Below are 589 nucleotides of genomic sequence, written 5' to 3'. Positions count from 1 at the left end.
ATCACGCCGGCCGGGCTCAAGGAGTCCCACCCGCACGACATCACGATGACCGTCGAGGCACCCAACTACCAGCGCTGAGCGACCGTCCGCAGCACCGTTCGGAAAGGACACCATGAGCTACGACATCGAGATCGGCCGCTCCAAACGCGCCCGCCGCACCTTCTCCCTGGACGAGATCGCCCTCGTCCCCTCCCGCCGCACCCGCGACCCCCGGGACGTGTCCACGGACTGGCAGATCGACGCCTACCGGTTCTCCATCCCGTTCCTGGGCGCCCCGATGGACTCGGCGACGTCCCCGGAGACGGCCATCGCCCTCGGCCGCGCCGGGGGACTGGGCGTGCTGGACCTCGAGGGGCTGTGGACCCGCTACGAGGACCCGCAGCCGGTGCTCGACGAGATCGCGGCGCTCTCCGGCGAGGACGCCCCGGCGTCCACGCGCCGGATGCAGGAGCTCTACGAGGCGCCCGTCCAGCCGGAGCTGATCACGGCCCGGCTGGCGCAGATCCGGGAGGCGGGCGTCATCGTCGCGGGGTCCCTGACGCCGCAGCGCACGGTGGAGCACTACCGCACCGTCCTGGACGCCGGCGTG

The 589-nt window shown here is 72.2% G+C and carries 1 protein-coding gene; it reads left to right on the top strand.

Going from position 1 to position 589, the window contains the following annotated elements:
- Positions 1 to 112: 112 nt before the first annotated feature.
- The coding region (locus tag RF637_RS13860) for an IMP dehydrogenase (protein ID WP_368845132.1) at positions 113 to 589 on the top strand (477 nt) is incomplete at its 3' end.

Source organism: Kocuria sp. CPCC 204721 (assembly GCF_040980945.1).
In the GTDB taxonomy this organism is placed as follows: domain Bacteria; phylum Actinomycetota; class Actinomycetes; order Actinomycetales; family Micrococcaceae; genus Kocuria; species Kocuria marina.
Note: the sequence above shows the minus strand (reverse complement) of the source record. Positions and strands in the feature narration are given on the sequence as shown.